Genomic DNA, 19604 nt, shown 5'->3' on the forward strand with positions numbered 1-19604 from the left:
CCCTTTAGAACGACAATCTCAGCGCCACCGACGCGGCTCGCGGCGTCCCAGGCTGGACCCAGAGCTGCGCGAAGCTATTGGTATAGTATACTGTATCAAACAAATTCGTGACGTCAGCGAAAATTTCCACATTTTCAATGACCTTCCACGCAGCGAACAGGCGGACCAGCGTGTAGTCGGTCAGTTCGAACGCGGTTCCGGTCTCGCCCAGACGCGTTCCGACATGCTGCACGCCGCCGCCGACCGTGAGTTTCGTGTCGCCGATATCGAAGGCGCGCGACGCTTGCAGGCTGACCGTGTGGCGCGGAATATTGATCAGCCGGTCGCCACGCCGGATCGGCAATCCGAAATTGAGATCGGCCACATCCTCGCGCGCCTCGGCATCGACAAAGGCATAGGAGAACCACAGATCGATATCGCCGGGCAGCTTGCCCATCAGATCGACCTCAAGGCCGCGGCTGCGCGCCTTGCCAATCGGGAGCGAGAAGCCGGGATTGGCGGGGTCCGCTGCCAGCACGTTCGACTTGGACAGCGTGAACAGTGAGACCGTGCCCTGCAGCGCATCGTCGAAAAGTCCGAATTTCGCACCAATTTCCGCCGACTTGCTGGTTTCGGGATCGAACAGCGTGCCCGCCGCCGTCGCGCCGAGATTGGCGCGGAAGCCCTCGCCATAGGCCGCATAGAACGACACGGCGGGCGAAGCCGCATAGACGATCCCCGCCTGGGGGCTGAACCGGCTGTAGCTGCGGCTGGCGGAACTGTTGTTCGCTCGGTTGAGGCTCTCCACGGTGATGTCGTCCAAGCGTCCGCCGAGACGGATCTGCAACGAATCGCTGATGCTGATCTGGTCCTGCACATAGGCGCCGACCGCCCGCTGCTGATCGAGCCGATTGGTCTGCGGCCCCGGAGCGGGCAGCGGGAAGCGGCCAAAGACCGGGTTGAACACGTTGATGTCGTTGCTCGCCTGCGCGGTGGTCGCCGCGCCGATCGAAGGCGGCCGGAAACGCAGGAAGAACTGGCTGTTGTCGAACTCGTCGTAATCGACACCCATCAGCACGCGGTGCGTCAGGCTGCCCGTCTTGAACCGTCCAGCGATCTCACCGCGCACCACGAAATGCTCGCCTTCGTAATCGCGGAAACGGCGCTGGCGCGAGAGCGACTGGCCATCGCGGAACAGGCGCTGGCGCGCGGTGGCGAGCTCGGCCTCGGTCGAGAAACCTTCCAGATCGGTCTCGCGATACTGCGTGCCGATCAGCAGGCTCCAATCCTCGTTGAACTTGTGATCGAGTTGCACCTGATGGCCGGTCGCATTCGCCTCGAGCGGACCATCGCCCGGTTCGCCGAAAAAGTCGCGGCGCGAAACGCGACCCAGCACGCCGCCGATCGCCACGGTGCCGCGGTCGAAATCGGCCTCCTGCCGCGTCAGTTCCAGATCGTAGCTGATCGTCGTATTCTCGCCGAGCCTGAACACGAATGACGGCAGGAAGCCGAAGCGCTCCGATCCTACCGTGCGGCGGAAACTGTCGGATTTTTCGTAGAAGCCGATCAGACGCACTGCTGCGACATCGCCGATGGCAATATTCACATCGGCGTCGGCGCGGCGGCGATCGAAGCTGCCCGCCTGCACGTTGATCCGCCCGCGGGTGTCGAAGTCTGCGCGTTTGGTGACGATGTTGACCGTGCCGCCCGGTTCGCCGCGCCCGAACAATGCGGCATTGGGCCCCTTCAGGATCTCGATTCGCTCGACACCGGCGACATCGCGCGTGCCGCCGAACCCGCGTCCGCCGTTGAAGCCGTTGACCAGATAGCCCGAAGGCAGGTTTTCATCGCCCGCAAAGCCGCGCACCGCATAGGCATCCCACAGGCCGCCGAAATTGTTCTGTCGCGCGACCGAGGCCGACAGGTCGAGCGCATCGGTGAGCCGGGTGAGATTGTTGGCGTCGATCTGTTCCTGGCCGATCTGGGTGATCGCCTGCGGCGTTTCGCGCAGCGTGAAATCGCCGCGATAGGCCTGACGCTGACCGGTGACGATGATATTGCCTTCGGCTTCGAGCGCCTCGCCGGGCTGCCCTTCATCGGCCCATGCTGTGCCGGGTGCGAATGCTGTGCCTGCCAGCAGCATCGAAACCAGGCCAAAAGCGAAACGTGACATGACGGTGCGTACCCCCAACAGAGCGCCGCATCCCCCCCGGGAGCGACGAATGGGAGCGCGTGATATAGTATATCATATTCAGGTCAAGTGCGTTTTTGCTGCACCTGCTCAGCCCGTGATAAGAAATAGGGCCACAGCCCCGGATTGCGCCCTTCTCAGACGTCGGTCCAGCGCCGCAGCAGATTGTGATACAGGCCGGTGAGCTTGACCAATCCCGCATGGCCCTCGCCCAGATCGCCCGAAAGCTGCTGGATCGACTGGTCGAGATCGAGCAGCGCCGAACGCGCCTCGTGGTCGCGCACCATCGACTGGATCCAGAAGAAGCTCGCCAGCCTGCGCCCGCGCGTCACCGGCTCGACCCGGTGCAGCGAGCCCGCCGGGTAGAGCACGGCATCGCCTGCCCCCAGCTTCACCTGCTGCACGCCAAAGGCCGTCTCGATGGTCAGTTCGCCGCCATCATAGTGCGAGGGATCCTCAAGAAAGACGGTCATCGAAAGATCGCAGCGCACGCTGGTGCCCCCGCGCGGCAGCGGACGCACGGCATTGTCGACATGCAGCCCCAGCGCCTGGCCGCCGGCATAGCTGTTGAACATCGGCGGATAGATTTTCACCGGCAGCGCCGCGGCGATGAACCCGGCATGGCGGGCGAGCGCGGCGAGCACGATCTGCCCGCCCTGCTGCGCCTCGGGACTTTCCTCGGGCAGTTGCAGATTGTTCTTCACCAGCCTGGCCTGATGGCCGCTGGTGGCATTGCCATCGACCCAGTCAGCCTGTTCGATCAGCGCGCGCAGCCGCGCGACCTCCTCCTGCGACAGCAGGGCGTGAAGCGGTAGCAGCATCGAAATCTTTCACAAATTGTTGAGGACGAAGGGAATTTCGACCGTACCGCGCACCTTGACCGGTGCGCCGTCACGCAGCGTGGGCGCCCAGCGCCAGCGTCGCACCGCTTCCAGCGCGGCCTGATCGAGCCGGGCAAAGCCGCTGCTGCTGGCGACCGAAATGCTCTCGACCCTTCCGTCGAGCCCGAGCACCAGTGCCAGTTCGACCGTGCCCTGTTCCTTCTTGCGACGGCTTTCGACCGGATAGCGTGGCGGAGCGCCCGAGATCATTCTTGTGCCCAGCGCATCCGATGTCACGGTGGCGGGCGGCGAAGGCGGCGCAGGGGCAGGCGCAGATACCGGCGCAGGCGGAGCTGCAATCGCCATCATCGGGACCTGCGGCGCAGAGGTCGGCACCATCGCAATGACCGGGCGCGGTACCGGCGCGGGAACCGTCACGGGCGCGGGTTGGACGCTGGTCTGCAGCGTCCGGCTTTCGGGTGGGGCAGGCTTGGTGGGACTGGGCGGCGGCGGTGGCGGGGCAAGATTGACAGCGACGAGGCTGTCTTCCCTGGTCTTGACCACCCGATAGCCCAGCCCGGCCAGCGCCATCGCCAGCAGCGCATGCACTGCGATCGCGATGAGAATGGCTGGCAGCCGGGATTGACGCCCCTCGCCATAGCGCCCCGCCGGCACATAGGCTGGCTCGGAGGGTGCGGCGCGGCTTGCACGCGGGGGCTCGATCCAACCGGCGGGCAGCGCGTAGTCGCCCGCTCCCGTCGTCGAAGAAAAGCTCTGGGCCTCCAGCATCGAACTGCCCCATCCCCTGGCATGACTAATTTTGAAACTGACTCGCAATATCTGAAATCTACGCCAAACGCGAGTCTGTTTGAGCGTTACCTGCAAAGATTGGCAGAGAGGGTTGCACCCGCACACAATCGGCGCGGGTGCAGCCCTGTCTTGCGCATCAGAAGCTGTAGCTCAGACTGAACACGGCCTGGCGCGTCGGCCCCGGCTGTGCCCAGCTTCCCCCAAGCTGGTTGCGCACCGTCGTGACATATTTCTCGTTGGTGAAATTCTGCACGTTGACCTGCGCCATCAGGCGATCGGTGATCGGGTAGGACGCCATGAACCGGTGGATGGTATAGCTCGGCACGAAATAGGGCGTGTAGGTATTCGCCGTAAGTTCGGCCACGGTTGGGAAGTTCAACAGGAACTTACCCTGATAGTTGATGCCATAGCCGAGCTCGAGCCCGAAATCGAAGCGATAGCTGGTGAACAGACTGCCCGAATGGCGCGGCGTGTTCTGCAGCTGCGATCCGCGGCTCGGGTCCGGGAAAGCCGCGCTGTTGCCGCAATTCGCCGCGCCCGGATTGGCGAGACAGAAGTCCGACACGCCCTGCAGTACCTCGGACTCGAGATACATGTAATTGGCGGAAATCGTCCAATTCTCGGTGATGTTGCCCGACGCACCGAACGAGATGCCCTGCACCCGCTGCCGCCCGTCGAGCCGCTGTTCGGGGAAGATCGGATCGTTCGAGTTGAGCCGGATGCTGTTGCGGTCGTTGCGGAACAGCGCGACGCTGACCAGCAGCTTCTTGTCGAACAGATCGGCCTTGGCCCCGATCTCGTAGTTCTTCGTGGTTTCGGGCGCGAGGTTGCAATTGTTGGCGGTACAAGCCCCGTCGACAGCCGCCTGCGAGGGATTTTTCGAATTGCCCGTCGCGATGTACAGGCTGGTATTCTCGCTCGGCTTGAACACCGCACCGATGCGATAGCTGAACAGATTGTCCTCGTTGACGAACGGACCCGTTGCCGCGCTGATCTGGCCCAGCGTCGCTCCCGAAGTGACATAGGAAAGTGTGGTGTTCGATCCGCGCGCATTCTCGTAGCGAAGGCCGCCATTGATCTCGAACATCTCGCCGAACTTGATTGTGTCGAACAGATAGCCCGCGATGACGCGGCGATCGCCGCGGTTGCGTGCCGTCAGGATGTAGTTGACGGGGCCGGTATAGATGTTGCTGCCATAGGTGAAGCCCGCAGGCCCCTGCACCACCTCGCCCGGATTGGCGATGTTGACCAGCGCGAAGGCCGGCGTGCTGCCATCCGGATTGCGCGGCAGGACGCCATTGGTCTGGCGATAGTCCTCCTGCAGATAGGATGCGCCGACGACCAGCGAATGTTCGATGCCGCCGGTGCTGAACGCGGCGCTGAAATCGAGCTGGTTGTAGAAGGTATCGTTGATGATGTGGCGCTGCACGCCGCGCCCGCCGGTGGGCAGATAATAGCCGCGCGGGACGTTGGCAGGGCACGCCGCCTGGATCGAGGGGACCGCAAAGCTGCCGGGCTGCAGCCCGGTCGAAGCGAGGCAGAAGGTGCCCGTCGGCTGGCTGGTGACGGTATCCTGATTGACCCGCTCGTAGCGCGTCAGGTTGCGGACGGAGACGCTATCCGAAAACTGGTGGCTGAAGATCGCCTGCAGCGCGTCGGTCTTGGCATTCTGCCGATCGAGATTGGCAAAGCCGTAATAGCCCGAGCGGTCGAAATCGTCGAGAAAGCCGCCAAGATTGGCGTAATAGCGCAGGCCATATTGCGGCATGCCCTTGTCGTCGAGATGCTCGGCCTGCAGCGTCAGGCTGGTCGGGCTGTCGATGCCGATGGTGATCGCGGGCGCGATCCCCCAGCGCTTGTAGAATTCGACATCGCGGCCCGGCACGTCATTCTCGTGATAGACCGCGTTGAGGCGCACCGCGATCAGGTCCGACAGCCGATGGTTCATGTCGACCGTCGCGCGATAGTAATTGTCGGTACCGATCCCGGCTTGGATCACGGTCTGGTCGGTGCCCAGCGGCTTCTTGGTGACGAGGTTGATGTTGCCCGCGACCGATCCGCCGCCGCTAAACACGCTGTTGGCGCCGTTGGTGACCTCGATCTGCTCGATATTATAGGTCTCGTTGCGGTTCTGGAAGGCGCTGCTGCGCACGCCATCGATGGTGACATCGTTCTTGGCATCCTGGCCGCGCAGGATGATGCGGTCGCCATAGCCGAAGCCGCCCTCGCCCGCGCCGAAGGTCACGCCGGGCACGTTCTGCAGCACCTCGCGCAGCGTCAGCAGATTCTGCTGCTGAATGCTCTTGGACGAGATCACGGTGATGGTCTGCGGCGTATCGAGCAGCGGCGCGGTGTATTTGGGAGAATCCGCCTTCTCGACCTTTACCTCGCTCTCCTCGATCGCACTGTCGGTCACCGTTATGCCGCCGAGTCGCTGGCCCTGCTGAGCATCCTGCGCCCAGGCAGGCCCGGCAAAGGCAATCGCGCCGACGCAGCTCAGCGCCAACAGGGGTGGAGTGGTTTTCGCAGAAGTCATCGGTTTCTCCCCCGAGAGAATGGAATGGAGCGTCGCCGCTATTGCGACTCGTTCGCAGAGTCAATCGACTTGTGGCGATTTGCGTCAAATTGTATCAATTGATTCTCATTCGCATTAAATGATTTGACACTGCAGGCCTGATTGCGCAGTTGCTGGAGTCGAAAGCCCGATCGGGGGGCTATCAACTTCGGGAAAGTTCAATGTCGTTGGGGACATCCGGTTCAGCGCCGCATGAGACAGCTGTCGAGCCGCAGGTTGGCGATGCTGCGACTGGACGATCAAAGCCGACTTCCGTGTCTGCTCCGCGTAATGGGCCCCTCCGCCCTGCCCCGCCTCGATCGAAGAGTGCGGCCAAGCCCAAAAAGGCAAAGCAGTTTTGGTTAAAGCAGCTGCACAGCTGGCACTGGATCAGTGCGGCCATATCGCTCTCTGGCATGTTCGTGTTCGCGATCACCGGTATCACGCTCAACCATGCATCGAGCATTGCAGCCGAGCCGATCGTCGTCACGCAATCCGCCCAGCTTCCAGGCTCGCTGATCGAGTATCTGCGCCGGGGTCCAGAAGCCGGCAGCGCGCCCCTGCCCGCAGCCGTGCGCGCCGAGCTGGAAGATGCCGTCGGCATCGATGCAGGAACCGCCGCCGCGGAATGGAGCGAGACCGAAGTCTATGTCGCGGTGCCCGGGCCAGGCAGCGACGCCTGGATCAGCATCGACAGGGCGAGCGGCAAAATAGAGGCCGAACGCACCGACCGCGGCTGGGTGTCGTTCTTCAACGATCTGCACAAGGGCCGCAACACCGGCACCGCCTGGTTCTGGCTGATCGACATCCTCGCGGTCGCCTGCGTGGTCTTCACCTTTACCGGACTTCTGCTGCTGCAGCTGCACGCGCGCCACCGCCCATCCACCTGGCCGCTGGTCGGGCTCGGCACCGCGATCCCGCTCATCATCATCCTGTTCTTCATGCACCTGTGACGCCCATCAAGAGAGACCCCAAGACATGAAACCCAGCATCGCCATCGCAGTCAGCATGGTCGCCGCCCCCGCCACCGCAGGAACGGTCACCGTGACCATCCCGCGCATCAATGTCGCCGAATATCACGTTCCCTATGTCGCGGTGTGGATCGAGCCCAAGACGGGCGGTCCGGCGCGGACACTGGCACTATGGTACGATGTCGACAAGCGCGGCGCCGAACCCGGCACCAAATGGCTTGCCGATCTGCGCACCTGGTGGCGCAAGGGCGGACGCAGCCTCAACCTGCCCGCAGATGGCATCAGCGGCGCCACCCGCGCCCCCGGTGCGCACCGCATCGCCATTCCCGCCAGCGTCAAACCCGGATCGTACACCCTGTTCGTCGAGGCGGCGCGCGAGGATGGCGGACGCGAACTGATATCGCTGCCGCTCGACATCCCCACACGCGCCGCCGCCAAGGCCTCGGGCAAGACCGAGCTCGGTGCCGTGGCCCTCTCTCCCCGCTGACCCTGTCTGGCAGAAAGGACCTTTGTCATGATCCGTAGATCCCTGTTGTTCACTGTCGCTTGCTGCGGGCTCAGCCTGCCCGCGTTCGCGCACAACGCTTGGCTTCTCCCCTCGACGACCGTGCTGTCGGACACGCAGCAGAGCGTGACGGTCGATGCCGGCACCTCGACCGCCCCGTTCGAACCGAATCACAATGCGATGAACATCGATGGCGTGAAGATCTGGGCACCCGATGGCAGCATGGGCACGCCAGAAAACCCGGCGAAAGGACGCTATCGCTCCACCTTCGACGTCAAGATCGACAAGCCGGGGACTTGGCGCATCGGCATGGAGAATGTCGGCATTTCAGGCAGCTTCAAGGTCGATGGCGAGCCCTGGATGGTGGGTCGTCGTCGCGGCCCGCCGCCGGGTGCGGGTGGTCCGGGTGCTGCAGCGCCGGGCGCGGGCGGGCCGCCGATGGGCGCTACGGGCGGACCGGGTGCAGGCGCTCCCGGTGGACGGCCACGGATCGATCCCAGCCATATCGTCGCCAGCGTGGACGAGATCCCGGCCAATGCGACCGATATCGACCTCACCGAAACCATGGGCCGCAACGAGTTTTTCGTGACTGCGGGCGAGCCGAGCGAAACGCTGTTCAAGCCGAGCGGCAAGGGCCTGGAATTCGTTCCCGTCACCCTGCCGACCGATCTCGTGTCGAATGAACCGGCGCAGTTCCGCTTTCTGGTCGATGGGCAGCCCGCCGCCGGGCTCGAAGTCGAGGTGATCCCGGGTGGTCGTCGGTACCGCGAAAGCGATGGCACGCAGAAGCTGGTCACCGATAGCGACGGCGTGCTGACCGTCACCTGGCCGATGGCCGGGATGTACTGGCTCAACACCAGCCTTACCGATGCGAAGCCGAGCAATCCGAAGGCAAGCAAGCGACGGATGAGCTATACTGCAACGCTCGAGGTGCTCGCCCCATGACACACATGCAACCGGCGCCGCGCATCGCGGTGCCGGCTGCCATCGATCCGGCGGCCCTGATCGGGTTCGATCCGCAAGCACCGGTGGTGCAGTTTGGCGGCACGACCATGGGCACGACGTGGCAGGTCCGCGCAGCGCTCCCGGTTGCGCTAGGGCTCGATACGGCCAGGCTGAGAATGCTCGTCCAGGCACGGCTCGATGGCATCATTCAGGACATGAGCCATTGGGAGCCGCAGTCCAACCTTTCGCGCTTCAATCAAGCTTATGCCGGGAGCGTCTGCGCCTTGTCTCGCGACATGGTGCGGGTGATGGAGACCGGATTGGCTGCCGCACGGGCGACGAACGGCGCTTTCGATCCCGCGATCGGCAGATTGACCGATCTGTGGGGCCTCGGACCAAAGCCGGTATCTGGCCCTCCGCCACCAGCAGCAATTGACCATGCATTGAAGGGAAGCGGCTGGACAAGACTGCACTTCGACCCCGTGCGCTGCACGCTTCGTCAACCCGGCGGGCTCTGGCTCGACCTGTCGGGCATCGCCAAGGGGTTCGCCGTCGATGCGGTTGTCGATCTCTTGCAGGGGAAAGGCGTGCAGCATTGTCTGGTGGAGATCGGCGGGGAATGTGCCGGGCGGGGGATGCGCCCCGACGGTGATCCCTGGTGGGTGGATGTCGAGAATCCGCCCGAACTCTCCCTGCCCGTGCTGCGCGTCGCCCTACACGGCCTCGCCATCGCGACCTCCGGCGATTATCTTCGCGGCGCGCACACGATCGATCCGCGCACCGGCTGTCCCGCCGTTCAGTCGACCACGGCGGTTACCGTCGTGCATCCGGACTGCATGTCGGCGGATGCCTGGGCCACTGCGTTGAGTGTGATGGACGCATCGGCAGCGCAGCGATGCGCAGAGCGCGAGGACATTGCCGTTCGCATCGTCTCTCGCGACGGCGGCGAGTGGATAAGCCCTGCACTCGCTGCCATGATGGACCTCGAGCCCGCCTGAGGCTTTCACGCCTCAAGCGGACTCGCAATCGATCATGCGCGCGGGTATTTGCCTGCGTGCTTCTTGTCCTGGTGACGCTTCACCAGATAACCGCCCGCGCCGAGCAGCAGCATCGATGGCAGGCTCATCCGCGAGAGGATGAACGGGATTGCGGAAGCGGCAATCGCGCCGGTGGTGGCACCGGCAGCGCTGTCCGCCTTGGGCGACTTGCCTGCAATCTTCGCGCCCAGATAGGCGCCGACAATATTCTTGATCATGATGTTGCTCCTTGTGTCCCCGATTACCGGGCACGGTCGATAAGGTTCCCTGCACATGGTCCGGGCCCACGAAAATCCGGAGCGGAACTCCCCTGATGTCGCGGCGTAAGCCCTGCCAGACGGGAGCAGGACGCCATGATCGACAGAATGACAAAGCTACAGACCTTCGCGCGGGCAGGTTGGTTCGCGCGCGGCGTGGTCTATTGCCTGCTTGGCGTGCTCGCCTTGAGCGGCACCGGCGCTTCGGATGCCAGCCCCCAGGGCGTTTTCCGGTCGGTGCAGGACATGCCCGGCGGGCCATGGCTGCTGGGCTTGCTCGCGCTGGGTCTGGCGCTTTACGGCGCCTACCGACTCTACAGCGCCGCGTTGGACAGCGAAGGCAAGGGGGACGACACCAAGGGCGCCGCGATCCGGGTCGGCTATGCCGCCAGCGGCCTGGCGCATTTCTTCCTGGCCTATGCCGCCGCGCGCCTTGCTCTCGGAAAGCCCTCAAGTGGCGACGGCGAGACCGAGCAGCGCGCAGCCGACATGGTGCTCGACATTCCCATGGGCGAAGCCCTGATCGGCGCACTCGGGCTGGCGTTCCTCGCTGCGGCTGCGCACCAGGCGATCAAGGCCTGGACCACCGAATTCATGGCAGACACCGGCCCCGGCGCACCACGCTGGGTCGTGCCGATCGGCCGTGCGGGACTGGCTGCGCGCGCGGTCGTGTTCGCAGTCATCGGCCTGTCACTGGTCAGCGCAGGCTGGTTCGGCTCTGCCGGCCAGGTCAAGGGGCTCGGCGATGCGCTGTCATCGCTCGCCGACCACCCGGAGCTCTATGCGCTGGTGGGCATCGGGCTGTTCCTGTTCGGCGTGCACAGCTTTGTCGACGCCCGCTGGCGCCGCGTTAGGAACGACGATGTCGTGAATGTGCTCAAGTCCAGAGCTCGGGCGCGCTGACGATATCGGTCAGTCGGCACCAGGCCCGTCATAGGTGATCGCCTGCGCTGCAGCGCCGGACATCACGAAGCCGATCGGGCGGTCGATTTCCTCCTGCAGATGGCCGATCAGGCTGGCGGTGCGCGCAAGCAGTGAAATGCCCTTGAGCGCGCCGACCGGGAAGCCGACATCCAGCATCACCGCCGGGATCGCACCGTTGACGTTGATCGGCAGTGCACGGCCCAGCGTTTCCGGCAGACAATCGCGCAGCGCGTAGAGCATGCCGATATGTTCGCCGACAATCCCGTGCTGTTCCGCCATGTCGAGCAGCAACAGCGCGCGAGGGTCTCCGGCGGAATGCTGCGGATGGCCAAAACCGGGAATCGCCTGTTTGCTGGCGCGCAGCGTGCGGACGCCCTCCGCGGCGATCGCGGCCTGCGCCCCTGCCCCGTCGCGGGCCCTGCCGACCAGATCGGCATAGAAGCGGCCAGCGACCTCGGCGCTGCCCAGCACCACCGATCCGCAGCCCAGCAGCCCCGCCGCAATGGCCCCGTGAAACGCTTCAGGGGCCGCAGCGTAGGTCATGCGGGCGGCGACGACGCTCGGCACCAGTCCATGCTCGGCAATCGCCGCGAGCACCGCGTTGGCGAAGAATTTCTGGACGTCGGTCGGCTCCTCACCGGTGACCAGCAGCCAGAAATAGCTGGTAAAGTCCATCTTGCCGATGATGTCGCCGCACAGGTCGCGCCCGCGCACGGTGATGCTGGTCGCATCCGAGGTGCAGATCGAAGTGAACGGGGCGTCCTGCTTGCCGATGCGCATATGGGCTCCTGTGCTGGCCAGGCGGGAGCGTAGACACCCGCCAGAATGTTTCGATTTACGAAGTTGATTTCGTATATCGAATTTTCTATGAGTGGCGATCAGGGAGATGTCAATATGGCCAAGCCGCTCGCCAATGTCACCGTGCTCGAAATGGGCACTTTCATCACCGGTCCTTGCGCCGGAATGATGCTCGCCGATCTGGGCGCTGACGTGATCAAGGTGGAAAGGCCCGATGGCGGCGATCCGTTCCGCGCCTTTCGCGGTGGTTTCTACAGCCCGCATTTCCAGACCTATAACCGCAACAAGCGCTCGATCACGCTCGACACGCGCGGCGGCCCCGATCTCGAGGCGTTCGATCGCATGATCGCTTCTGCCGATGTGTTCATCCAGAATTTCCGCCCCGGCGTCGCCGACAAGCTCAAGGTCGATCCCGAGCGGCTGCGCGCGATCAATCCGCGGCTCATCTACCTTTCGATCTCGGGCTTCGGCGCGACCGGGCCGGACCGCGATCGCCCCGCCTTCGACACCGTCGCCCAGGCGGCGAGCGGCTTTTTGCGGCTGCTGGTCAACCCGGCCAACCCGCGCGTCGTCGGCCCCGCGCTGGCGGATGCGATTACCGGCTTCTACGGCGCGCAGGGCGTGCTGGCCGCGCTGCACGAACGCGCAACGACCGGCAAGGGGCGGCTGGTCGAAGTCTCGATGTTCGAGGCGATGGCGCATTTCAATCTCGACGATTTCACCCATTATTTCTCCGACGATCAAGTGATGGGGCCGTATAGCCGGCCCAATGTCTCGCAATCCTATGTCTTCCAATGTCAGGGCGGCGAATGGATCGCGCTGCACATGTCCTCGCCGCCCAAATTCTGGGAGAATCTGGCGATCGCCGTGGGCCAGCCAGACATGCTGGAGCGTCCCGAATTCGCCAGTCGCGACGCCCGCATCGCCAATTACGAGAAGGTCGCCGCATTCCTGGCCCCGCTGTTCGCGGCGAAGCCCCGCGCCGAATGGTGCGCGACGCTCGAGCAGCTCGAGGTCCCGCATTCGCCGGTCTACAGCGCGCCCGAAGTGATCGAGACACCCCAGGCGCAGCATCTGGGGCTGGTGCTCGAGGACCCGCACGGACCGCACGGCCCCTTCCGCACCATCCGTTCGCCGCTGAGCTTCGATGGCGAGCGCGCCACTAGTGTCACAGCCCCACCGGTGCTGGGGCAGCATAATGACGAGCTTCTGGGCGCAGATACGGCGGCATCCGCCGCGGCGGAGTGAGCGCGCTTCGCCAATGGGGCGACATCACCTTGCCTGATACACGGCAACCGGCTAGCGCTCAGACCATGGACGAACCCGCCAAGCCCGGCAAGGACAGCGAATATCTCTCGACGCTCGAGCGCGGGCTCAAGGTGCTGCGCGCGTTCGACGCGACGCATCCTGAAATGCAGTTGAGCGAAGTGGCACAGGTTACCGGCCTCAGCCCGGCGGTCGCGCGGCGTTGCCTCAACACGCTGGTGCAACTCGGCTATATTGCGCAGTTCGGGCGTAAGTTCCTGCTGCGTCCCGAGGTGCTGAGCTTCGGCACCGCCTATCTCTCGTCGATGAATGTCGAGCAGGTGGTGCTGCCGCCGCTGCAGAAACTGCGCGACGATACCGGCGACAGCTCGTCGATGGCGGTTCTCTCGGGCACCGATATACTCTATGTCGCGCATGTCTCGACCAACCGGCGTATCCGGCTGGGCGCGAATGTCGGCACGCGCTTTCCCGTTCATGCAACGTCGCTGGGCAAGGTGCTGCTCGCCTTCCAGCCCGAGCCGGTGATCGCCCGCTACAAGGCGGCGGTCAGCCTGCAGCGTTTTACCGAGCGGACCGTGACGACGCCCGAGGGCCTGGAACAGCGCCTGCAGAGCGCGCGCGAGACCGGCTATGATTCCGCGCTCGACGAGCTCGATTACGGCATCGTCTCGGTCGCGGTGCCGGTGTTCGATGCGCAGCGCAACGCGATCGCCTCGATCAACTGTTCGACATCGACCACCCGGATTTCGCAGGACGAGCTCGTCCGCACGCGTCTGCCCATGCTGCGCGAAGCCGCCGCCGAGATCGGCAGCGCGCTTCAGCGCTGGCCGACGCTGATGCACTCGCTGCAGCAGAACTGATCTCCTGCCCGCAAGGGCACTCCTCTACCTTTCCCACCCCGCACCGTTGGCCTTGCAACCAACCCAGCGCGCTGCCCGCACGCCTGCTTCGCTTGTCGCATGCAAACTTCGCATATCGAACTTGACTTCGTTTTACGAACAATTTACCCGATGCATAACTCGCCCGCACAAGCCCCAAAGGCTCAAGAAAAAAAGCGGCGGGATCCACTGGATGAGGGGAGCAGGTGTAATGCCCGCGATTTGGAACAAGCTGCTGCTGACAGGTTCGGTTTCCGCGCTCGCGCTGCTGGGGGCGACACCCGTCTTCGCGCAGGATCAAGTGACCGAGGAGGCCGGTGAAGGCGAGATCGTGGTTACCGCGCTCCGCCGCGATTCAACGCTGCAGGACACACCGGCTGCCATCACTGCCTTCAATGCCGAGACCATCGAGACGGCCGGCATCGACAAGGCGGCCGATTTCATCGGCCTGACTTCCAACGTCCAGCTTATCGAGACGCAGAACGCGGGCAACGCGTTCGTCATCATTCGCGGGATCACGCAGAACCGCAATTCCGAGCCCTCGGTCGCCGTGGTGGTTGACGGAGTGCAGCAGGTCAATGCTGCCCAGTTCAGCCAGGAATTGTTCGATATCGAGCAGATCGAAATCCTGAAAGGACCCCAGGGCGGTCTGTACGGGCGCAACGCCATTGGCGGGGCGATCATCATCAACACCAAGCAGCCTAGCGACCAGTTCGAAGGCCGCGTGTTTGCCGGCATCGACAATGGCTTCGGCTACACGCTGCGCGCCGGAATTTCCGGGCCGATCAGCGACACGCTGAAATTCCGTCTGTCGGGCTCCTATCGCGATACTAACGGCTATATCCCCAACACCTTCCTCGGTGAGGATGCCGATCCGCTCGAGGATATCTCGCTGCGCGGCAAGCTGCTCTGGACGCCGACCGACCAGCTGACAGTCGATCTGCGCGCCTCGATGTCGCTGCTGCGCACCCAGGCGCTCTACTATAATATCGTCGCCGATGTGAACGACACCAGCCTGCCGGTGCGCGTCAACAATGCCGGGCAGAACGACCGCGACATCTACAACGTCTCGGCCAAGATCGACTACAAGGCGGACTGGGGTTCGATCACCTCGGTGACGTCCTATGACACGCTGTCCGAAATCCTCACGGGTGATGCGTTCAACTTCCTGCCGATCCAGGAGTCGCTGTTCTTCGCGCTGTTCGGCTTCGACCTCAACCAGAGCCAGTTTCTCGATGTCGAGGCGATCAGCCAGGACCTGCGTATCCAGTCGAACGACGACAATGCGTTCACCTGGTCGCTCGGCGGCTATTTCATCGATACCAACCGCTATATCTCGACCGGCAACATGGTCGATACCGGCCAGGGCGTGTTCCCGGTGTTCCGCACCCCCAGCACCGATCCGCGCAACCCGCAGGCGACCTTCCTGGCGGATTCGCAGAACAACTTCGCCTGGGCGGTCTATGCCAATATCGGCTATGAGTTTTCCGAGACCTTCCGCGTCGATGCCTCGCTGCGTTACGACAAGGATCGCCGTCGCAACCGCACCCTCACCCCGACCGCGTTCATCCCCGTTGTCCCCGGCTTCCCCACAGGACGCACCGGCGAAGTGCGCCGCGAAACGTTCGACGAATGGCAGCCCAAGGTCACGCTGACCTACAAGCCGGTCGATAACGTCACGATCTATGGCGGCTACAGCCGTGGCTTCCGTTCGGGCGGGTTCAACCAGACCGGCGTCGGCGCAGTCGCTGCGGGCACGGGCGTAGTCGGTGTCGCGGACATCTACGAGGCGGAAGTCGCCGATACGTTCGAGATCGGCGTCAAGACCAATCTGTTCGACCGGATGCTGACGCTCAACGCCAGCGCCTACACCACCAAGTCCGAAAACGGCTATTTCTTCGTCTTCCTCGCCGCCAACTCGACGCAAAATCTGGGCAATGTCCCCGAGGTGCGGCTCCAAGGCTTCGAGATCGATGGCACGCTGCGTCCGGCACGCGGATGGGACATCAATTTCGGGCTCGGCGTCACCTATAGCGAGATCAAGGAATTCCCCGATCCGACCGTGATCGGCAACGAAGCGCCGTTCATCTCGCGTTATACGATCAATCTGGGCACGCAATACGAGACCAATCTGGGTGACAGCGACCTCAAGGGCCGCATTCGCGTCGACTATAATCGCACCGGCAAGACCTGGTTCGACGTGCCGAACTCCACGGTTCGCCGCCCGGTCGACCTGGTCAACGCACGGCTCACGCTCGATGGCGGCGCATGGTCGCTGACGGCCTTTTCGGACAATCTGTTTAACGAGCGGTACAATGCCGAGTTCTCGCCCGGCGGCTTCGTATTCAAGGGCCGCCCGCGCGTCTTCGGCATCGAGGCGCTCTACAAGTTCTGACCTAGAAACGACGGGAAAGCATCCATGGCACGCATCCTCATCCTCTATTATTCGGGCTATGGGCATACCGAGATCATGGCAGGCGCCGTGGCCGATGGGGTGAATGCGGTCGAGGGCTGCGAGGCCGTCGTCAAGCGCGTGCCCGAACTGGTGCCCGACGAGGTGGCGGCAGGATCGGGCATGAAGGTCGATCAGGCTGCCCCGTTTGCAAGTCCCGAAGAACTGGCCGATTATGACGGCATCATCTTCGGCACGCCCAACCGCTTCGGCAACATGGCCGCGCAGATGCGCAACTTTCTCGACCAGACTGGGGGCTTGTGGGCCAGGGGCGCGCTGATCGGCAAGCCTGCCAGCGTGTTCGTCTCGACTGCCAGCCAGCATGGCGGACAGGAAACCACGATCACCTCGTTCCACACCACGTTGCTGCACCATGGCATGATCGTCATCGGCCTGCCCTATAGCTTTGCCGGCAACACGATCATGTCCGAGATCAGCGGCGGCACACCCTATGGTGCAAGCACGATCGCGGGGGGCGACGGGTCGCGCCTGCCTTCCGAAAACGAACTTGCAGGCGCCCGCTTTCAGGGCGAGCATGTCGCCCGCATCGCGCTGAAACTGACGGCCTGAGGGGGCTGCCGACCGGCGTGAACACAAGATGAGGAGGAAGCCATGAGCCAGCTAGTCAATCGCCTGCACCACACCGCCTATACCACCCGCGATCTCGAGGCGACGCGCGCTTTCTATGAGGACGTGCTAGGCTTTCCGCTGGTCGCGACCTATTGCGAGAAGGACGAGCTGTTCGGCAAGGAGCGCACCTATTGCCACTGCTTCTTCGCGATGAAGGACGGCAGCGCGCTCGCCTTCTTCCAGTTCGCCAACGCGGACGACCAGGCCGAATTCAGCCCGCCCATCCCGGAATCGCCCTTCCATCACATCGCGCTGCATGTCGATCCCGACGCGCAGGCCGAGCTGGAGCGCCGCATTGCCGCTGCCGGGATCGTCGAGCCGCAGACCTATATTCTCGAGCACGGCTATTGCCGGTCGGTCTATGTGAAGGACCCCAACGGCATGATCATCGAGTTCACCTGCGACGCGCCCGAGGCGCTGGCGATCGAGGATCAGGTCCGCGCCAAGGCTCGCAGCGAACTGGCGCGTTGGCTGGCCGGCGACCACAGCAACAACAACACCTTCCGCAGCGCCGAAGCGGCCTGATCGATGCACGGCCCGGTGTGCAGGCTGGGCCCGAGCCATGCCAAGACGCCGCCGGAACCAAGGCTGGGCGGCGAGACGCTATGGCTGCAGGTGGACGGCGGCACGCTGGCCGTCGAGAAGGTCGGCCAGGGTCCAACGGTCGTCCTGCTGCATGGCTGGACGCTCGACCGGCGGATGTGGACGATGCAGGCGCGCGCGCTGGCCAACCGCTTTACCCTGGTTGCGATCGATCGCCGCGGTTTCGGCCAGTCGACCGCTCCCCCGGACCGGGTGCGCGAAACCGAAGACATCGCTCGGCTCGCCGACCATCTGAGCCTGGCCGCATTCCACCTCGTCGGCATGTCGCAGGCGGGCGCGACGGCCATTACCTATGCCCAGCAGCATCGAGACCGGGTCATAACGCTGGTGCTGCAAGGGATTTCGCTCGCCGGAATCCCCGATCAGGCCAATGCGTCGGACCAGATACCGCTGTCGGAATATGCCGAACTGGTCAGGCAGGGCATGCTCGCATCGATGAAACGGCACTGGGCACAGCATCCACTCATGGCCGGGTTGTCCGGCGAGGCGGCCGAGATCGGTGCGGCCATGCTCGCCGATTATGACGGCCGCGACCTTGCTGCCGGTCCTGCCGGTCCGTCGGCTCGGCTCGATGCGATGGCAGCGCTGTGCATGCCGGTTCTTGGCATGACGGGATGTCAGGACACGCCCTGGCGCCGCGACGTGACCCGCGCCGTCGCCCGCGCCGCACCGCTGGGACAGGCGCGCTTCATCCGCGAGGCCGGGCACCTGTGCAACCTGTCGCATCCGATCGAATACAACACTGCGCTCGCGGCCTTCCTGAACCGGCCCCTGCAGCCGGTTCCCGATGCCATCAACGATTGATCTTCCGGAGTCCCCATCCATGACCGCACCCGACCGCTTTCTCACCACCCATGTCGGCAGCCTGCCCAGACCCGAAGCCCTGCTCGATCTGGTCTTCGCCCGCGAGGGCGGCGAGACGGTGTCCGAAGCCGATTTCGACGCCGCGGTCGAGCAGGCCACGGCCTATGTCATCAAGCGCCAGATCGAGGCGGGGGTCAGCATCGTCAACGACGGCGAGCAGTCCAAGCCCAGCTATGCCACCTATATCAAGCACCGGCTTTCGGGCTTTGGCGGCGAAGCGGGCCAATACGAGTTTGCCGATCTGGAGGCCTTCCCGGGCGCCAAGGCCCAGGTTTTCGGCAACAAGGGCCGCGCCAAGCGCTCTGCCCCCGCCTGCACCGGGCCGATCACGGTGATTGACATGGAAGCGCCGCGCATCGATGCCGAGCGGCTGCAGCGGCTCGCCAACGGTCACGCCACCTTCATGTCCGCAGCGTCGCCGGGCGTCACCGCGCTGTTCTTTCCCAACCAATTTTATGCCAGCGACGAGGACTATGTCTTCGCGCTCGCCGAAGGGCTACGCCACGAATATGAGACCATCGCCGCTGCCGGGATCACCCTGCAGGTCGATTGCCCCGACCTTGCCATGGGCCGCCATGTCCAGTTCACCCATCTGAGCCTCGAGGATTTCCGCAAGCGCATCGGGATGAATGTCGCAGCGCTCAACCATGCGCTGCAGAACATTCCGGCGGAGCAACTGCGCATGCATCTGTGCTGGGGCAATTATCCCGGGCCGCACCATTGCGACGTGGCGCTGGGCGAGATTGCCGACATCGTCTGGAGCGCGAAGCCGCAGACGGTGCTGCTCGAAGGCGCAAACCCGCGTCATGCGCACGAATTCGCCTTTTTCGAGGAGCACCCCCTGCCCGAGGGCAAGATCCTGTGCCCCGGCATGGTCGAGCCACAGAGCCCTTATATCGAGCACCCGGAGCTCATCGCGCAGCGCATCGGGCGCTATGCCGATCTGCTTGGCCGCGAGCGGGTGATGGCCGGGGTCGATTGCGGCTTTTCGGTCCATGCGGGGAGCAACAGCCTCGATCCCGAGATTGTCTGGGCCAAGCTGGCGGCATTGTCCGAGGGAGCCGCGATCGCGAGCCGGAAATACTGGTCGGCCTGAAGTCGACCGGGAAACCGACCAGC

General features: G+C 64.0%; 18 protein-coding genes. 12 read left to right on the forward strand and 6 right to left on the reverse strand.

The window, feature by feature from the left end; all coding sequences use genetic code 11:
* Positions 1–4: 4 nt before the first annotated feature.
* The 4 genes from OPU69_RS11485 to OPU69_RS11500 all read right to left on the reverse strand — a co-directional run bounded on the left by OPU69_RS11485 (position 5) and on the right by OPU69_RS11500 (position 6337).
* Entirely contained in the window at positions 5–2152 is a 2148-nt protein-coding gene (locus OPU69_RS11485; protein WP_498511152.1) for a TonB-dependent siderophore receptor, read from the reverse strand.
* Between the two features lie 155 nt (positions 2153–2307).
* Positions 2308–2991: a Fe2+-dependent dioxygenase gene (locus OPU69_RS11490; protein ID WP_498511154.1), complete on the reverse strand. Its 684-nt coding sequence runs from the start codon at positions 2989–2991 to the stop codon at positions 2308–2310.
* Between the two features lie 9 nt (positions 2992–3000).
* On the reverse strand, positions 3001–3780 hold the full coding sequence (locus OPU69_RS11495) for an energy transducer TonB (protein WP_498511156.1): 780 nt from the start codon (positions 3778–3780) through the stop codon (positions 3001–3003).
* A 157-nt stretch (positions 3781–3937) separates the two neighbouring features.
* Positions 3938–6337, reverse strand: a complete 2400-nt coding sequence (locus tag OPU69_RS11500) for a TonB-dependent receptor (RefSeq protein WP_498511158.1) — start codon at positions 6335–6337, stop codon at positions 3938–3940.
* Positions 6338–6537: 200 nt separating this feature from the next.
* On the opposite strand from OPU69_RS11500, the gene OPU69_RS11505 reads away from it, so the two are divergent.
* Genes OPU69_RS11505 through OPU69_RS11520 form a run of 4 tightly spaced genes read left to right on the forward strand, consistent with a single transcriptional unit; the run spans position 6538 to position 9774 of the window.
* The gene (locus tag OPU69_RS11505) at positions 6538–7308 is read left to right on the forward strand and encodes a PepSY-associated TM helix domain-containing protein (protein ID WP_082730758.1); all 771 of its coding nucleotides are present in this window, start codon (positions 6538–6540) and stop codon (positions 7306–7308) included.
* A gap of 25 nt (positions 7309–7333) precedes the next feature.
* Positions 7334–7813, forward strand: a complete 480-nt coding sequence (locus OPU69_RS11510) for a DUF2271 domain-containing protein (RefSeq protein ID WP_498511160.1) — start codon at positions 7334–7336, stop codon at positions 7811–7813.
* A 27-nt stretch (positions 7814–7840) separates the two neighbouring features.
* Positions 7841–8776: a DUF4198 domain-containing protein gene (locus OPU69_RS11515; RefSeq protein WP_498511162.1), complete on the forward strand. Its 936-nt coding sequence runs from the start codon at positions 7841–7843 to the stop codon at positions 8774–8776.
* Positions 8773–9774: an FAD:protein FMN transferase gene (locus tag OPU69_RS11520; protein ID WP_498511164.1), complete on the forward strand. Its 1002-nt coding sequence runs from the start codon at positions 8773–8775 to the stop codon at positions 9772–9774. The genes OPU69_RS11515 and OPU69_RS11520 overlap by 4 nt, the downstream gene beginning before the upstream one ends.
* A gap of 32 nt (positions 9775–9806) precedes the next feature.
* On the opposite strand, the gene OPU69_RS11525 is transcribed toward OPU69_RS11520, so the two are convergent.
* Complete coding sequence (locus OPU69_RS11525) at positions 9807–10031, reverse strand: hypothetical protein (RefSeq protein WP_060980102.1); 225 nt, start codon at positions 10029–10031, stop codon at positions 9807–9809.
* A 147-nt stretch (positions 10032–10178) separates the two neighbouring features.
* On the opposite strand from OPU69_RS11525, the gene OPU69_RS11530 reads away from it, so the two are divergent.
* The gene (locus OPU69_RS11530; protein ID WP_498511166.1) at positions 10179–10973 is read left to right on the forward strand and encodes a DUF1206 domain-containing protein; all 795 of its coding nucleotides are present in this window, start codon (positions 10179–10181) and stop codon (positions 10971–10973) included.
* 9 nt (positions 10974–10982) lie between these two features.
* Here the strand turns inward: OPU69_RS11530 and OPU69_RS11535 are convergent, their stop codons facing one another.
* On the reverse strand, positions 10983–11774 hold the full coding sequence (locus tag OPU69_RS11535; protein WP_498511168.1) for a citryl-CoA lyase: 792 nt from the start codon (positions 11772–11774) through the stop codon (positions 10983–10985).
* A 114-nt stretch (positions 11775–11888) separates the two neighbouring features.
* Here OPU69_RS11535 and OPU69_RS11540 point away from each other — a divergent pair, with 114 nt between their 5' ends.
* From OPU69_RS11540 to OPU69_RS11570, 7 genes are all read left to right on the forward strand, one after another.
* Positions 11889–13040: a CaiB/BaiF CoA transferase family protein gene (locus OPU69_RS11540; protein WP_498511170.1), complete on the forward strand. Its 1152-nt coding sequence runs from the start codon at positions 11889–11891 to the stop codon at positions 13038–13040.
* 65 nt (positions 13041–13105) lie between these two features.
* Positions 13106–13918, forward strand: coding sequence for an IclR family transcriptional regulator (locus OPU69_RS11545; RefSeq protein ID WP_060978367.1), 813 nt, complete (start codon positions 13106–13108; stop codon positions 13916–13918).
* A 229-nt stretch (positions 13919–14147) separates the two neighbouring features.
* Entirely contained in the window at positions 14148–16331 is a 2184-nt protein-coding gene (locus OPU69_RS11550; protein WP_060978366.1) for a TonB-dependent receptor, read from the forward strand.
* Between the two features lie 24 nt (positions 16332–16355).
* Entirely contained in the window at positions 16356–16958 is a 603-nt protein-coding gene (wrbA, locus tag OPU69_RS11555; RefSeq protein WP_498511173.1) for an NAD(P)H:quinone oxidoreductase, read from the forward strand.
* A gap of 42 nt (positions 16959–17000) precedes the next feature.
* A complete protein-coding gene (locus OPU69_RS11560) occupies positions 17001–17543 on the forward strand; it encodes a VOC family protein (protein ID WP_060978364.1) in 543 nt (180 codons plus the stop codon).
* Between the two features lie 3 nt (positions 17544–17546).
* A complete protein-coding gene (locus OPU69_RS11565; RefSeq protein WP_498511175.1) occupies positions 17547–18425 on the forward strand; it encodes an alpha/beta fold hydrolase in 879 nt (292 codons plus the stop codon).
* A 19-nt stretch (positions 18426–18444) separates the two neighbouring features.
* Positions 18445–19581 (forward strand): cobalamin-independent methionine synthase II family protein, encoded by a 1137-nt coding sequence (locus tag OPU69_RS11570; RefSeq protein WP_498511177.1) that lies wholly within the window; start codon positions 18445–18447, stop codon positions 19579–19581.
* The last annotated feature ends 23 nt before the right edge of the window (positions 19582–19604 follow it).

The sequence above is a fragment of the Blastomonas sp. 34TW genome (assembly GCF_059803595.1).

What these genes read in the sequence shown, in the direction of transcription:
- OPU69_RS11485 (WP_498511152.1), bottom strand. Translation starts at nt 2,152, where the DNA reads ATGTCACGTTTCGCTTTTGGCCTGGTTTCGATGCTGCTGGCAGGCACA.
- OPU69_RS11490 (WP_498511154.1), bottom strand. Translation starts at nt 2,991, where the DNA reads ATGCTGCTACCGCTTCACGCCCTGCTGTCGCAGGAGGAGGTCGCGCGG.
- OPU69_RS11495 (WP_498511156.1), bottom strand. Translation starts at nt 3,780, where the DNA reads ATGCTGGAGGCCCAGAGCTTTTCTTCGACGACGGGAGCGGGCGACTAC.
- OPU69_RS11500 (WP_498511158.1), bottom strand. Translation starts at nt 6,337, where the DNA reads ATGACTTCTGCGAAAACCACTCCACCCCTGTTGGCGCTGAGCTGCGTC.
- OPU69_RS11505 (WP_082730758.1), top strand. Translation starts at nt 6,538, where the DNA reads ATGTCGTTGGGGACATCCGGTTCAGCGCCGCATGAGACAGCTGTCGAG.
- OPU69_RS11510 (WP_498511160.1), top strand. Translation starts at nt 7,334, where the DNA reads ATGAAACCCAGCATCGCCATCGCAGTCAGCATGGTCGCCGCCCCCGCC.
- OPU69_RS11515 (WP_498511162.1), top strand. Translation starts at nt 7,841, where the DNA reads ATGATCCGTAGATCCCTGTTGTTCACTGTCGCTTGCTGCGGGCTCAGC.
- OPU69_RS11520 (WP_498511164.1), top strand. Translation starts at nt 8,773, where the DNA reads ATGACACACATGCAACCGGCGCCGCGCATCGCGGTGCCGGCTGCCATC.
- OPU69_RS11525 (WP_060980102.1), bottom strand. Translation starts at nt 10,031, where the DNA reads ATGATCAAGAATATTGTCGGCGCCTATCTGGGCGCGAAGATTGCAGGC.
- OPU69_RS11530 (WP_498511166.1), top strand. Translation starts at nt 10,179, where the DNA reads ATGACAAAGCTACAGACCTTCGCGCGGGCAGGTTGGTTCGCGCGCGGC.
- OPU69_RS11535 (WP_498511168.1), bottom strand. Translation starts at nt 11,774, where the DNA reads ATGCGCATCGGCAAGCAGGACGCCCCGTTCACTTCGATCTGCACCTCG.
- OPU69_RS11540 (WP_498511170.1), top strand. Translation starts at nt 11,889, where the DNA reads ATGGCCAAGCCGCTCGCCAATGTCACCGTGCTCGAAATGGGCACTTTC.
- OPU69_RS11545 (WP_060978367.1), top strand. Translation starts at nt 13,106, where the DNA reads ATGGACGAACCCGCCAAGCCCGGCAAGGACAGCGAATATCTCTCGACG.
- OPU69_RS11550 (WP_060978366.1), top strand. Translation starts at nt 14,148, where the DNA reads ATGCCCGCGATTTGGAACAAGCTGCTGCTGACAGGTTCGGTTTCCGCG.
- wrbA (WP_498511173.1), top strand. Translation starts at nt 16,356, where the DNA reads ATGGCACGCATCCTCATCCTCTATTATTCGGGCTATGGGCATACCGAG.
- OPU69_RS11560 (WP_060978364.1), top strand. Translation starts at nt 17,001, where the DNA reads ATGAGCCAGCTAGTCAATCGCCTGCACCACACCGCCTATACCACCCGC.
- OPU69_RS11565 (WP_498511175.1), top strand. Translation starts at nt 17,547, where the DNA reads ATGCACGGCCCGGTGTGCAGGCTGGGCCCGAGCCATGCCAAGACGCCG.
- OPU69_RS11570 (WP_498511177.1), top strand. Translation starts at nt 18,445, where the DNA reads ATGACCGCACCCGACCGCTTTCTCACCACCCATGTCGGCAGCCTGCCC.